13 protein-coding genes are annotated in these 13721 nt (G+C 62.1%); 11 read left to right on the forward strand and 2 right to left on the reverse strand.

Annotation, left to right across the window (positions count from 1 at the left end):
• The first annotated feature begins 3 nt into the window (after positions 1 to 3).
• From TL5118_RS15625 to TL5118_RS15670, 10 genes are all read left to right on the forward strand, one after another.
• Positions 4 to 2061, forward strand: a complete 2058-nt coding sequence (locus TL5118_RS15625) for an acetate--CoA ligase family protein (RefSeq protein WP_058244736.1) — start codon at positions 4 to 6, stop codon at positions 2059 to 2061.
• Positions 2042 to 2845, forward strand: coding sequence for a carnitinyl-CoA dehydratase (locus TL5118_RS15630; protein WP_370701685.1), 804 nt, complete (start codon positions 2042 to 2044; stop codon positions 2843 to 2845). The genes TL5118_RS15625 and TL5118_RS15630 overlap by 20 nt, the downstream gene beginning before the upstream one ends.
• Position 2846: 1 nt before the next feature.
• The gene (gene bcoG / locus TL5118_RS15635; RefSeq protein ID WP_058244735.1) at positions 2847 to 3773 is read left to right on the forward strand and encodes a 3-dehydrocarnitine:acetyl-CoA trimethylamine transferase BcoG; all 927 of its coding nucleotides are present in this window, start codon (positions 2847 to 2849) and stop codon (positions 3771 to 3773) included.
• Positions 3773 to 4537 (forward strand): SDR family oxidoreductase, encoded by a 765-nt coding sequence (locus TL5118_RS15640; RefSeq protein ID WP_058244734.1) that lies wholly within the window; start codon positions 3773 to 3775, stop codon positions 4535 to 4537. The genes bcoG and TL5118_RS15640 overlap by 1 nt, the downstream gene beginning before the upstream one ends.
• Positions 4534 to 5970, forward strand: coding sequence for a carnitine 3-dehydrogenase (locus TL5118_RS15645; RefSeq protein ID WP_058244733.1), 1437 nt, complete (start codon positions 4534 to 4536; stop codon positions 5968 to 5970). Before TL5118_RS15640 ends, TL5118_RS15645 begins: the two co-directional genes overlap by 4 nt.
• Positions 5971 to 6057: 87 nt before the next feature.
• The gene (gene pepT, locus TL5118_RS15650; RefSeq protein WP_058244732.1) at positions 6058 to 7293 is read left to right on the forward strand and encodes a peptidase T; all 1236 of its coding nucleotides are present in this window, start codon (positions 6058 to 6060) and stop codon (positions 7291 to 7293) included.
• 238 nt (positions 7294 to 7531) lie between these two features.
• Positions 7532 to 8473: a MotA/TolQ/ExbB proton channel family protein gene (locus tag TL5118_RS15655; protein WP_082626392.1), complete on the forward strand. Its 942-nt coding sequence runs from the start codon at positions 7532 to 7534 to the stop codon at positions 8471 to 8473.
• Positions 8474 to 8476: 3 nt separating this feature from the next.
• A complete protein-coding gene (locus TL5118_RS15660; protein ID WP_058244731.1) occupies positions 8477 to 8854 on the forward strand; it encodes an ExbD/TolR family protein in 378 nt (125 codons plus the stop codon).
• A 4-nt stretch (positions 8855 to 8858) separates the two neighbouring features.
• Positions 8859 to 9245, forward strand: a complete 387-nt coding sequence (locus TL5118_RS15665; RefSeq protein WP_242601797.1) for an ExbD/TolR family protein — start codon at positions 8859 to 8861, stop codon at positions 9243 to 9245.
• Entirely contained in the window at positions 9242 to 10261 is a 1020-nt protein-coding gene (locus TL5118_RS15670; protein ID WP_058244730.1) for an energy transducer TonB family protein, read from the forward strand. The genes TL5118_RS15665 and TL5118_RS15670 overlap by 4 nt, the downstream gene beginning before the upstream one ends.
• A gap of 76 nt (positions 10262 to 10337) precedes the next feature.
• Here TL5118_RS15670 and TL5118_RS15675 read toward each other — a convergent pair whose 3' ends face one another.
• Together TL5118_RS15675 and gcvA are read right to left on the reverse strand one after the other, a co-directional pair.
• Positions 10338 to 10922 (reverse strand): helix-turn-helix domain-containing protein, encoded by a 585-nt coding sequence (locus tag TL5118_RS15675; RefSeq protein ID WP_058244729.1) that lies wholly within the window; start codon positions 10920 to 10922, stop codon positions 10338 to 10340.
• A 520-nt stretch (positions 10923 to 11442) separates the two neighbouring features.
• On the reverse strand, positions 11443 to 12390 hold the full coding sequence (gcvA, locus tag TL5118_RS15680) for a transcriptional regulator GcvA (RefSeq protein ID WP_082626391.1): 948 nt from the start codon (positions 12388 to 12390) through the stop codon (positions 11443 to 11445).
• A 219-nt stretch (positions 12391 to 12609) separates the two neighbouring features.
• Between gcvA and TL5118_RS15685 the strand changes: the two genes are divergently transcribed.
• Complete coding sequence (locus TL5118_RS15685) at positions 12610 to 13713, forward strand: glycine cleavage T C-terminal barrel domain-containing protein (protein WP_058244727.1); 1104 nt, start codon at positions 12610 to 12612, stop codon at positions 13711 to 13713.
• The last annotated feature ends 8 nt before the right edge of the window (positions 13714 to 13721 follow it).

Below are 13721 nucleotides of genomic sequence, written 5' to 3' on the forward strand. Positions count from 1 at the left end.
GCCATGTTGCGGCGGGTCAGACCGTTGCAGCGCCTGCTGGCACCAGAGGTCATTGCGGTGATCGGTGGCGGGACCTGGGCGGCCAATGTGATCGCGGAATGTCGCAAGATTGGCTTTGCCGGGCGGATCTATGCGGTGCATCCCAAACGTGCGGAGGTCGCAGGCATCGCGACTGTTCCCACGGTCGCTGACCTGCCTGAGGTGCCGGATGCGGTGTTTGTCGGGGTCAATCGCAGCGCCACGGTCGATGTTGTGCGGTCTTTGCGTGATCTTGGCGCGGGCGGCGCGGTGTGCTTTGCCTCCGGCTTTCTGGAGGCCGCCGCCGAGAGCAGCGATGGCGCGGATCTTCAGGCGGCATTGCTGGCGGCGGCGGGGGACATGCCGATCCTTGGGCCCAATTGCTATGGCATGATCAACTATCTGGACGGCGCTGCGCTGTGGCCCGATCAGCATGGTGGCGCACGCGTGGACAGCGGTGTGGCTTTGCTGACGCAAAGCTCAAACATCGCGATCAACCTGTCGATGCAGCGCCGCGGTCTGCCCTTGGCCTATCTGGTGACGCTGGGCAATCAGGCGCAGCTGGGCCTTTCTGAGGTGGCGCAGGCGCTGCTGGAGGATCCCCGGGTCACCGCCTTGGGGCTGCATATCGAAGGCATCGATGATCTGCGTGGCTTTGAGGCGCTGGCACAGGCGGCCTATGCGGCAGGCAAACCCATCGTGGCGCTGAAGGTTGGCAGTTCCGAACAGGCGCAGGCCGCCACGATTTCGCACACCGCGTCGCTCGCAGGATCCGCCGCTGGCGCCGCGGCTTTGTTGAAACGGTTGGGCATTGCGCAGGTGACCTCGCTTGAGGTGATGCTGGAAGCGTTGAAACTGCTGCATGTGGCGGGGCCTTTGCCCCATGCCGGGATCGTCTCAGCCTCCTGTTCGGGGGGCGAGGCCAGCCTGATGGCCGACCTCGGCGCGGCCGCCGGGGTGCAGTATCCACCCTTGAATGAGGTGCAACACAACGCGTTGCGGGCTGCACTGGGGCCGCAGGTGGCACTGGCCAACCCATTGGATTATCACACCTATATCTGGGGCGATGGCGCGGCGATGCAGGCCTGTTTCGCCGCGATGATGGATCCGGCGCTGGCGCTGGGTATCCTTGTGCTGGACCTGCCACGTGACGATCGCTGTTCGGGAGAAGACTGGCGACCAACGCTCGATGCACTGGCCGCGGCACGCGCGGGTCAGGACCGGCCGATGGCGGTGCTGTCGTCCCTGCCGGAAGGCCTGCCAGAGGCGGTGGCGGCTGATCTGATTGCGCAAAACATCGTGCCGCTCAATGGGATGGACCCTGCGCTGCAGGCCATTGCGGCGGTGGCTGGGATGTCAACACCCAGCGCTGATCCCTTGTTGCTGCCCAAGGACAGTGGCGCAGCGGGGCAAGTGCTGCATGAGGCGGAGGCAAAGGCCGCCCTGGCGCAGTTTGGCCTGCAGGTGCCGGGCAGCTTGCAGGCGACCAGCGTGGCGGAGGCTGTGGCGCAGGCAGGTATCCTTGGCTACCCCGTGGTTCTGAAAGCCGCCGGACTGGCACATAAGTCTGAGGCTGGCGGCGTTGCGCTGAACCTCAAAAACTCCGAAGAGGTCAGGCGCGCGGCTGAGACGATGCCGGCCACGTCCTATCTGGTGGAACAGATGCTGGCGGATTCGGTGGCCGAATTGCTGATCGGTGTCACCTGTGATCCGGCCCATGGCTATGTGCTGACCCTAGCGGCCGGTGGCGTGATGACCGAGGTGTTGCAAGACAGCGCCCACCTGTTGATCCCCGCCAGCCGGAACGAGGTCGCAGCAGCTTTGCAAAGCCTGAAAATGGCCCCGGTGCTGGCTGGGTTCCGCGGCAAACCAGCCGCGGATCGTGAGGCCATATTAGACGCGGTGGCGGCAGTTCAGGCCTATGTCATCGCCACGCAACCCGCCGAATTAGACATCAACCCGTTGATCTGCACACCGCATGGGGCGGTGGCGGCAGATGCTTTGATCAAGACAGGAGGTCACGATGACCCAAGCCATGGCTGAGGCCCCAAACCCAATTGAAACCCAGCGTGACGGCCATGTGCTGGAGGTGACGCTGAACCGGCCCAAGGCCAATGCCATCGATCTGGCAACCAGCCGCATCATGGGGCAGGTGTTTCAGGACTTCCGCGATGACCCCGAACTGCGGGTGGCGATCATCACCGGGGCAGGGGCCAAGTTTTTCTGCCCCGGTTGGGATCTGAAGGCGGCGGCAGATGGCGACGCGGTCGATGGCGATTACGGTGTCGGCGGCTTTGGCGGCCTGCAGGAACTGCGCGGCCTCAACAAACCAGTGATCGCCGCCATCAACGGCATCTGCTGCGGTGGCGGGCTGGAACTGGCGCTGTCAGCCGACATTATTCTGGCGGCGGAGCATGCGACCTTTGCTCTGCCCGAAATCCGCTCTGGCACCGTGGCCGATGCGGCCTCGGTCAAATTGCCGAAGCGTATCCCTTATCATATCGCGATGGAGATGTTGTTCACCGGGCGCTGGCTGGACGCTGAAGAAGCGGCGCGCTGGGGCATGATCAATCAGGTGCATCCGGCGGACCAATTGATGGCCAAAGCGCGGGAGATGGCGCAGCTGATCGCCTCGGGCCCGCCGCTGGTCAACGCCGCGATCAAAGAGATCGTGCGTGAGGCCGAGGATATGAAGTTCCAGGACGCCATGAACCGCATCACCAAGAGCCAGTTCGCCACCGTCGAAACGCTCTACACCTCAGAAGATCAGCTGGAAGGCGCCCGCGCCTTCGCTGAGAAACGTGACCCCGTTTGGAAAGGGAAATAACATGCCTTTGTCGATGAACCGCGATGTTTTCATCACCGCTGCCGTGACCGGATCCGGCGGCACGCAGGACCGCAGCCCCCATGTGCCGCGTAGCCCCGAACAGATCGCCAAGTCCGCCATTGATGCGGCCAAGGCGGGCGCTGCAGTGGTGCATTGCCATGTGCGCGATCCCGAAACCGGTGCGCCCAGCCGGGATCTGGGCCTGTACCGCGAAGTGACCGATCGTATTCGGGACGCAGAGGTGGATGTGGTGCTGAACCTCACCGCTGGCATGGGCGGCGACATGGTCTTTGGCTCAACCGAGGCGCCGCTGCCGGTGAATGCGGCTGGCACCGACATGGTGGGCGCGACCGAACGCATGGCGCATGTGGCCGAATGCCTGCCGGAGATCTGCACGCTGGACTGCGGCACCATGAACTTTGCCGAGGCCGATTACGTCATGACCAACACGCCGGGCATGCTGCGGGCGATGGGGCAGATGATGACCGATCTGGGCGTGAAGCCTGAGATTGAGGCCTTTGACACCGGTCATCTGTGGTTTGCCAAGGAACTGGTGAAAGAGGGCGTGCTGGCACCAGACGCCTTGGTGCAGCTGTGCATGGGGGTGCCCTGGGGCGCGCCCAATGACCTCAATACCTTTATGGCGATGGTCAACAACGTGCCCTCTGACTGGAACTGGTCGGCCTTCTCACTGGGGCGTGATCAGATGGCCTATGTGGCGGCCTCGGTTCTGGCGGGCGGTAATGTGCGCGTGGGGCTGGAGGATAACCTGTGGCTCGACAAAGGGGTGCTGGCGACCAATGCGCAGCTGGTTGAACGGGCTGTGACCATCATTGAAAACATGGGCGCCAAGGTGATCGGACCAGAGGCGGTGCGCGAACGGCTGGGGCTGGTCAAACGCGCACCTGTGGCCAAAGGCACCGGCTGATGGCGCAGCGGGTTGTGGTGACGGCTGGGGCGTCAGGCATTGGTCTGGCGCTGGCCGAACGGTTTCTGGCAGAGGGGGCTGAGGTTGCGGTCTGTGACGTCGACCCGCAGGCCGTCGCCCGCTTTGCGGGGGCGCATCCCGACTGTGTGGCGATGGTGGCTGACGTCACCTCATCAGCGCAGATGGCGGCGTTTCTGGATGCGGTGGAGGTGCGCTGGCGCGGGGTGGACGTGGTCTGCGCCAATGCTGGCACAGGTGGCCCCGTCGGCCAGATTGAGACCTTGCACTATGCCGAGTGGCAGCGCTGTCTGTCGGTCAATCTGGATGGCGCCTTTCTGATCTGTCGCTGGGCCGCACGGCTGATGCGGGCGCAGGGCAGCGGTGTGATCCTCATCACCTCATCAACCGCTGGCTTGTTCGGCTACCCGATGCGCAGCCCCTATGCGGTGGCGAAATGGGGGCTGATCGGGTTGACCAAAACCCTCGCGATGGAACTGGGGCCGGTCGGTGTGCGGGTGAACGCGATTTGCCCCGGCTCGGTCGAGGGGCCGCGGATGGACTGGGTGGTTGCCAATGAGGCCTCGCAACGTGGCCTCAGCGCCGAGGAGGTCCGCGCCACCCATGTGGCCAACACATCAATGAAAACCTGGGTGAAGCCCAGTGAAATTGCGGACACCGCTGTGTTTCTGGCCTCGCCTGCGGCGGCCAAGATCTCGGGCCAGGTGCTGTCCGTGGATGGACATACAGAAGGATTGTTTCAATGAGTGTAAAACCTGCGCGTGAAAAGGCAGCGATCATTGGCGGTGGTGTTATCGGCGGCGGCTGGGCAGCGCGGTTCCTGCTCAACGGCTGGGACGTTGCGGTCTATGACCCGGATCCCGAAGCGGAACGTAAAATTGGCGAAGTGCTGGACAACGCCCGCCGTGCGCTGCCCGCGCTTTATGACAAACCCTTGCCGCCTGAGGGCGCTTTGACGTTTCACGATGATCTGGCCACTGCGCTGGACGGCGCCACATGGGTACAGGAAAGCGTGCCGGAACGGTTGGATCTGAAACATCGCATCCATGCGGATCTGACGGCGCTGGCCCCGGCAGGGGCGGTGATCGGCTCCTCCACCTCTGGCTTCAAGCCGTCGGAACTGAACGCGAATGGCGCGCGCGCCATTGTCGCCCATCCGTTCAACCCGGTCTACCTGCTGCCACTGATCGAACTGGTGGGCGACGCTGATGACTGCGTGCGTGCGGCTGAGATCCTGCGTTCGGTTGGGCTCTACCCGCTGAAGGTCCGTAAGGAGATTGACGCCCATATCGCTGACCGCTTTCTTGAGGCTGTCTGGCGCGAGGCGCTGTGGCTGGTCAAAGACGGCATCGCCTCCACCGAGGAAATTGATGAGGCGATCCGCATGGGCTTTGGCCTGCGCTGGGCGCAGATGGGGCTGTTTGAAACCTACCGGATTGCCGGGGGTGAGGCTGGCATGAAACATTTCATGGCGCAGTTCGGCCCGGCGCTGGAATGGCCCTGGACCAAACTGATGGATGTGCCTGAGTTCACCGACGAACTGGTGGACCTGATTGCCGGACAGTCCGACGCGCAATCCGGTCATATGTCGATCCGTCAGCTGGAACGCCTGCGCGATGACAATCTGGTGGGCATGATGCGCAGCTTGAAACAATCCGGCAGCGGGGCGGGCGGGGTGATCTGCGCCCATGAGGCCAGGTTGGAGGTGCCGCAGACCGGGGATCTGCCGGTGACGCTGGACATTCAGGTGCCGCAGACCTGGACGGATTACAACGGCCATATGAACGAAACCCATTATCTGGAGGCCGGTGCCAAAGCCAGCGACCGTTTTATGGAGATGATTGGCGCAGATGCCGATTACATCGCCGGGGGGCTCAGCTACTTCACCGCGGAAAGCCATGTGCGCTATCTGGATGAAACCCATCAGGGCGCGCGCCTGCAGGTGCAGACACAGGTTCTGGCGGGACAGGGCAAGAAGCTGCATCTGTTCCATATGCTGCGGTCCGGCGATCGGCTGGTGGCAACGGTGGAAACCCTGCTGCTGCATGTGGATCTGGAAACCCGCCGCTCCTGTCCCCCGGCGGAGGCCGTGGAGGCGCAGTTGCTGGCCTTTGCCAGCGCCCATGCAGAACTGCCCACGCCAGAGGGCGTTGGCCGCGCGGTCGGGCAGCAGCCATGACGCCCTGAGGTTGGGGGGCGGCTGGCGGGTGGCTTGACATTGCCCGCGCCAGCCGCCCTTTTTGCACCCAAACCGCAGGAGGGTGTGATGACCGATAGATTTACCGATGAACTTGAGGACCGTCTGGTCCGCTATGCCGCGATCGACAGCCAAAGCGTTGCCGACAGCCCCAGCGCCCCCAGCACTGAAATCCAATATGACGTGCTGCGCCTGCTGGAACAGGAGCTAAACACGATCGGCGCGGCGGATGTGGAACTGACCGAATACGGCGTGGTTCTGGCCACCGTGCCGGGCAATGTTGATGGGCCGACCGTTGGCTTTCTGGCCCATGTCGATACCGCACCTCAGTTCAACGCCACGGATGTGAAACCCCGTGTGATCAAGGGCTACAACGGTGGCGATATTACCTTCCCCGATGATCCCGGGTTGGTCCTGTCGCCTGCGGAATATCCCTATCTGGCGACCAAACAGGGCGATGACATCATCACCGCCTCGGGCCTGACGCTGCTGGGGGCGGATGATAAGGCCGGTGTGGCCATCATCATGACTATGGCGCGCCATCTGCTGGAAAACCCGGACATTAAGCGCCCCACATTGCGGATCGCCTTCACCCCGGACGAAGAGATTGGCCGCGGTGTCGGACAGGAGTTGCCCAAGGACCTGAAAGCCGATTTTGCCTATACGCTGGATGGCGGTCAGGTGGGGGAGATCGAATATGAAAGTTTTTCGGCCGATGGGGCGGTTGTGACCGTCAAAGGCGTGTCGATCCACCCCGGTCTGGCGAAGGAGAAGATGGTCAACGCGATCCACCTTGCCTCCAAGATTGTGCAGACCTTGCCGCAGGCGACAATGACGCCGGAAACCACCGATGAGCGCGAGGGCTTCATCCATGCTACGGATATGGTGGGCGGATCGTCTGAGATGGTGATCAACTTCATCCTGCGCGATTTTGAGCTCGATGGACTGGAAGCCAAAGGCGAGTTGCTGCGCAAGACCTGTGAGGCGGTGCAGCTGTCTGAACCGCGCGCCGAGATCACGGTGGAGATCCAGCCGCAGTATCGCAACATGCGCTATTGGCTGGAAAACGATATGACCCCGGTGGATCTGGCCCGCGATGCCAGCCGCGCCCATGGGATCGAACCGGTTTCCGTGCCGATCCGTGGGGGCACCGATGGCTCCCGCCTGACGGAATTTGGCGTGCCGACGCCCAACATCTTCACCGGGATGCAGAACATCCACGGCCCGTTAGAGTGGGTGTCTGTTCAGGACATGGCCAAAGCGACCGAGGTCTGCCTGACGCTGGCGCAAAAGGCGGCGAAGTAACGCGCAAGCCCAAGGGCGCGGCAGCTTCGGCTGCCGCCCCGGCCCCGATGCGGTCTCATGACTGCGCAAACTTGACAAAAACACTCGACTTGAGTAACCCGTTGCCCAGCCGCGCTACAAAACCTGGTATGGTTTTGTGGGTAAGCCAAAATGTCAGCCGCCGCATCCGGTGGAGGGACTGAGGTAAGCTGCTGTCATCTCCTGCTACATATGATGCCGCGTAACTTCGGACGTATTTATGTCTGCAAAGAATTTTGGCGCGACCTCTGTTGGATTGGTTGTCGGGTTTTTGGCGTTTTGCGGCGCTGCTTTGGCGCAAGAGAGCACGACCCCAACGGCCCCTGCGATGCCTGCAGCCCCCGCAATCACCCCGCCTGCTGCGGATCTGATCACCATCGCCCCGCAGGTGCAGGCCACATTTGAGGCGCCGTTGGAAGGCAGCACAGCGGCGGCGCCTCAGGGCGCCGCAGATGAGAGTGTGCAGAAAACCTTGCAAAACAGTGGCTCTCAGATCCGACACGCCACCGAAGCAGCCAGCAAGTTCCTGCGCGACGGTGGCCCGTCGATCTGGGCCATTGCCGCGCTTTCGGTGATCACCCTTGCGCTGATCCTATGGAAAACCTGGCGCCTGTTGTTGCTGGGCGCATGGTCGCGTGGCAGCGCCCATAAAGCGGTTGCTGCTTGGGAAGCTGGCGATGCACAGCGCGCATTGTCGATTGTGGCCAAACGTCGTGGCCTGCGCTCGCGCGTTGTGGCCGCCGCGATCCGTGCCCGCATGGATCTGCCTGAGGCCGCCGCCCGGGAAGAAACCACCCGGGTTGCAAAACTGCAGCTGGCCGGGGCTGGCACCGGTCTGCGGGCGCTGGAGCTGATTGCCTCCATCGCGCCTCTCCTAGGTCTGCTTGGCACGGTTCTGGGCATGATCGCCGCCTTCCAGGCGCTGCAGGAAAGCGGCAGCCGGGCCGATCCCTCGCTGTTGGCGGGAGGTATCTGGGAAGCGCTGCTGACCACCGCCGCTGGTATGGCTGTGGCCATCCCGGCCTCGGTCGCGCTGACTTGGTTCGAAGCTGTGGTCGACGGGCTGCGCCGCGATGTGGAAGACGCGGCATCGCGGATCTTCCTGGTTCAGCCGCGCTATGAGGCGGACGAAGAGGTTGTTCAGCCGCTGGCGGCGGAGTGATCGATGGATCTGGGACTGACATCCCGGCCCCGCCGCAGGCCCTCACTGACGCCGATGATCGACGTGGTGTTTCTGCTGCTGGTGTTTTTCATGCTGGCCTCGCGGTTTGGCATGGATCAGGTGGTGGAAATGCCGATCGCTTCGGGCGGGGGGGACGCCTCGGGCGCGCCTAAGCTGGTGGATATCCTGCCAGAGGAGCTGCGGCTGAACGGGATCAGCCTGCCGCTGGACCGTCTGGTGGCGGAATTGAAAACGCTGGTTGAGACGCCGCAGGACACTATTGTGCTGCGCAGCCTTGATGAGGCCAACGTCCAACGGATCATCGCAGTGTCCGAGGCGTTGCAGGCGGCGGGTTTCAAAGCCCTGGTTTTGGTGGAGTGACACGATGATGGACTTCCAGCCCCCCGCACGGCCGCCGAAGGCGGAATCGATTGTGCCGATGATCAACGTGGTTTTCCTGCTGTTGATCTTCTTTCTGATGACCGCGCAGATCGCCCCGCCGGAACCTTTCGAAGTTGCCGCGCCGCAGGCGGGCAAGGCCGGCGATCCCAAGGGTGAGGTGACGCTATACCTCAGCGCCGAAGGCTTGGCGCAGTATCAGGATCAGAAAGGTGAGGCTGCCTTTGCTGCGCTGAAGGCTGAGCTGGGGGGGAACAAAGAGGTTGTGCTGCGCGCTGATGCCAAGGCCCAAGGCACGCGTCTGGCTGAGGTGATGGCAGAGCTGCGGCGTGCAGGCTTCAGCGCCATTGAACTGGTGGTGGACCTGAAATGAGACGGAGTGTTGAATTTGTAGGTTTTGCCGGGGTGGCCGCGTTGGTTCATCTGGCATTTTTTGCCTATGCGTCGCCTGACGATGGCGCCGATGCGGGTGGGGTCGGTGGTGAGGCCATCGTGACCCTGCAGGGCGCGCCTGACAGTATCGCTGAGGTGATCGAGGAATGGACCCGCCCGCCCGCGACCCATACGCCAGATGTTGTTGAACAACCCCGTTTGATCACCGAAACGGTTGAGATGGCGCAGCTTCATATCGATGAAGCCCCCTCCGCCAAGATCAAGATCGCCGCGCTGACAACTGAGGCGCCAGAGTTCAAACGCCCGATCATTCCGCAGGCCCTGGATCTGGTAAAGCCAGAGGTGGCCCGTCCACAGGAACTGCAAGCCCCTGAGGTGCTGCAAGAGGCGGCCTTGAAACGGCCTGAGATGCAGGTCCAGCCGCTGCGCCCCAAGACGCAGCCGCAGCAGTTGGTGCTGGATCAGCAAATCAAAACGCCGACTGTGGAGACAACGCCACCGCCCCCGCCAGAACCTGAGCCCGAGCCAGAACCCGAACCCGCGCCCAAACCCAAGGTGAAACCAGAGCCGAAGCCCAAGCCCAAAGCGAAGCCTTCGGATCGCAACAAGGCCGCCAGTCAGGGCTCGGTAACGCAGAAAGCGGCCGGCACGGGCGGAACGCAGCAGGCCGGCAGCAGCGGTATCTCCAAGGTCAAGGCGTTGTCTAAGGGCAAAGAAGCCAAATTGCTGACCGTCTGGGGATCGAAAATCCGCACCCGGATTGAGCGACGCAAGAAATCGCCACGCGGCGTCAAAGGGGGCGGCACCACGCATCTGAACCTGCGTGTCTCACCTGCGGGGCAATTGCTGTCAGTTTCGGTGGCGAAGTCCTCGGGCAACGCCAATCTGGATCAGGCAGCGCTCTCGGCGGTGAAACGGGCTGGCAAATTCCCGAAAGCGCCCAAAGAGTTGGGGAAGCAAAGCTATCGCTTCTCAATCCCGATCCGGATGAAATGACGCGGTTGATTAGGCGAAGTCAGACCAGTGACAGGTGCCACTGGTCTGTGTGCTCATTGAGTTACCGGATCTGAACTTAGCGGGCTTCGACCCAGAGAATACGCGCCGGGTCGCCTTCGGCATTCTCCAGCTGGGCAGGCGCGACAGAGGTCAGGTAGGCTGAATCGCCGGCCTCAAGCACATGGGCATCAGCGTTCTCAACCCGCAGGGTTAGGCGGCCCTCCAGAACATGGCACATCATCTCCGCGCTGGGCAGGCTGGCGTGGGGCGCGGGCGCACTGCTGGCACTTTGAAGGGTCAAGATCTGGCTTTGCAAACGGTCCGATGTCCCTTCGGGGAACAGGGGCGCGTGATGCAGGTCTGCCTTGGGCGTGGGGCTGGGGGCGTCGGCTTTGGCAATGCAGATGACGGGATCAGCTGCGGTGGGGGGCGTCAGCAGGGCTGCGGCCGGAACCCCAAGGCCCCGGGCGATCCGCCCGATGGTTTCATAGGTTGGCGAAATGAGCGCATTTTCGACCTTGGACAGGTTGGATTTCGACACGCCTGAAGATTTTGCCAATTGGCTGAGAGATATTTGCTGATGGTGCCGAATCTGGCGGATAATCGTCCCGATTTTCGTCAAATTTTCATCGGGTTGGATTTGCTGCACTTGGGGGGTCATGCAATTTCCTGAATTTGGGGATTAAGTGAGTGTGAGACTGCGTGACGCAATGCCCGTCCGCTTTCAAGTGGGCAAAAAATGCAGGTTGTGCCGTAGGTGAAACTTCGGCGGGTTTTGGGGTATTTTTGCCACAAACTGCGGCAATTTTTCGCCGTATAAGCGTGCGGAGATCAGGGCTGCAACACAACTTATGCGCCACGAGGGCGGGGGAGGGTATCAAAAAACTCTCCGTTCGAATTGTGGGAGCGAAGTCTGGTTTCTGGACCCGGTGCCTGGAACCCGTATCAGAACCGCATGCAAGGAGGTGCATCCTGTCATCGAACACGTCGCCGCGTTTGGCAGAACTATCTTTTACAGACCTGATCGCGTTGCGGCAGTAGTTGCACCGTCAGTCGGGGTGCTCTGGAGCAGCGGCTGAGACGGCCAAACGCATCGCGGCTGAGCTGGTCCGGCTGGGGGGAACCCCGGGGGCATTGACTGGGCGGGCATGAAGCGGGTGATCCCTAAGCCGCAATGTGATCTAAAGCGATTGCATCCGCTGCGGGTGGCGCGGGGTTAGCGGGCTGGGGCGCCGTTGCGGCGCGCGTTCAGCCTCATGCAGCAGCCATTCGCGCAGCAGACCCGCCTTGGGGTGCACGGCCCGGCCACTGGGGGACGTGAGGTAGAAGGCTTCATTCAACGGGACGGGCAGGTGGAACGGGCGGATCAGGCGACCGCTGTCCAGCATCGGCCCGCTCATCGAGGACCGGCCGAGAGCCACCCCACCACCGGCAGCGGCAAATTCAAATACCGCCAGCGAGTTGTCGAACTGCATGCCCTGACCGGGGTTCACACCATCGACACCCGCGCTGCGCAGCCAGGTGGACCAGCCTTCCTCATAGCCTAGAACATGCAGCAGCTGATGATGGCGCAGGTCATTGGGATGCACCAAAGGCGGGCCGTTTGACAGCAGCGATGGCGCGCATAGCGGTTCAAAAACCTCCCATGTCAGGCGATCTGAGACCAGACCGGACCAATCCCCGGTGCCATAGCGGATTTCCATATCAACGCGGGGGGCGTTGCTGGCCTCATCCCAGACCGAGGAGATCAACCGGATCGGGCAGTCCGGATAGGCCTCGGTAAAGCGGCGCAGGCGCGGGGCGATCCATGTGACGGCGAATCCCACCGGAGCGCGCAGAGTCAGGGCCTCTGACAGGCGACCGCCAAAAACCTCCTCGGTGCCGGAGAGGATTCGGTCAAAACCATCGCGCACCTTCGGCAGGTAAGCAGCGCCGATTTTGGTCAACGCCAAGGAGCGCGGACGCCTTTCAAATAAGGGCTCTCCCAGAAATTGTTCCAGCAATTTGACCTGTTTGCTGACCGCCGCCTGCGTCAGGTTCAGCTCAGCCGCGGCGCTGGTGAAGCTCAGGTGGCGCGCCGAGGCCTCAAAGGCGCGCAGCCAGGTCAGATGCGGTAATTTCTGGGCCATGCAAAACCTTCCCATAACGAGACTGGCGTCATGATGACTGTTCCGTTAGAAGGCCGATGTGCCGGAAACGGCGCTCGAGGAGCGAAAAGCGAACGTTGAGGGGGCGTGGCAGCAAGAAATCCATAACCACAATAGGGGCTGACCCCCCATATATGTCGGTTGTGGCGGGACCCTTTGCTGACCCAACATCAAGACCACTCAATGACAGGAATATCGCCGATGTTTTCGATCGCTCCCAACGCACGTCTGCGCCCGACACCGTTCCTCAATGCGGCCCGCGCCGAAGGTCTGAAGACCGCGATGGTCTATAACCGTATGGTTTTGCCGGCCTCTTACGGAAATCCAGAAGAAGAATACTGGCGACTGATCAATGGCGTTTCCATGTGGGATGTCGCGGTGGAACGTCAGGTGCAGATCACCGGCAAAGATGCGGCCAAGCTGGCACAGATCCTCAGCCCGCGTGACCTGAGCAAATGCAAACCGGGGCAGGGCAAATATGTGCCGCTGTGCAATCATCGCGGCACGCTGATCAATGATCCCATTCTGCTGAAACATGACGAGGACCGGTTCTGGTTTTCCATCGCCGACAGCGACATCTGGTTCTGGGCCGGCGCAATTGCTGCCGAGCGTGGCCTTGATGTGCAGATCGAAGAGCCTGACGTCTCCCCGCTGGCGGTGCAGGGTCCGAAAGCGGTGGAGGTGGTTGCCTCGATCTTTGGCGATTGGGTGCGGGATCTGAAGTACTTCTGGTTCAAAGAAACCGAGTTGGAAGGTATGCCCGTGGCCGTGCAGCGCTCGGGTTGGTCGAAACAGGGCGGGTATGAGATTTACCTCAAGGATGGCAGCCAGGGCGATAAGCTTTGGGACATCGTCAAAGAGGCGGGTGCGCCTTTTGATATTGGGCCCGGTTCACCCACCACGCCGGAACGCACCGAAAGCGGCCTGGTCTCGGTCGGAGGCGATACCGATGCCAACACCAGCCCGTTTGAAGTGCGTCTTGGCCAATATGTTGATCTGGATGTGGAGGACGATGTGGTGGGCATTCGCGCCCTGCGCAAAATCGCCGAGGACGGGCCGAAACGGCACCAGCTGGGTCTGAAGCTGCAGGGCGATGCCCCCGCGCCGCTGGGCTTTGCCTGGGAGGCCCTGACGAAGGACGGGCGCAAAGTGGGCGATATGACCAACTGCACGTGGTCTTTCCGTTTGAAACAGAACATCGGCTATGCGCTGATTTCGGTCGACATGCAGGCCGGGGATCAGGTCATGGTTCAGCGACCGGGTGGTGAAGTGGCTGCAGAATTGGTGGAGTTGCCTTTTCTGTGAACCCCTAT

Origin of the sequence: Thalassovita autumnalis (assembly GCF_001458255.1) — a bacterium.
GTDB classification, from domain to species: domain Bacteria; phylum Pseudomonadota; class Alphaproteobacteria; order Rhodobacterales; family Rhodobacteraceae; genus Thalassobius; species Thalassobius autumnalis.